Source organism: Rhizobium sp. SVR5-2C (genome assembly GCF_056755115.1).
The window spans coordinates 1-235 of sequence record NZ_JBNDHT010000610.1 but is presented as its reverse complement, the minus strand read 5'-3'; the positions used below and the strand labels follow the sequence as shown (position 1 = coordinate 235).

1 protein-coding gene is annotated in these 235 nt (G+C 56.2%); it reads right to left on the bottom strand.

From position 1 onward, the window contains the following. The coding region (locus tag ACPYOI_RS37090; protein WP_481424309.1) for an ABC transporter substrate-binding protein at positions 1–235 on the bottom strand (235 nt) is incomplete at both ends.

Below are 235 nucleotides of genomic sequence, written 5' to 3'. Positions count from 1 at the left end.
CAGCATCTTGTTCGCAAGATCCGGATCGTGTTCGGTGTACTGTTTTGCGAATTTCTCATTATAGAATTCGGATTCCGGCCGTGGCGCGATCTGGTAGGGCTCACCCTGCCCGGCAAAGATCAGGTCGATGGCGTCCTGCCGGTTGATGGCATACCTAAGGGCGATGCGGAGGTTCTTGTTCCGAAACGCTTCACGAAGCTCGGGCTTCACCGAGGTCTGGTTGAGGTGGATCGCG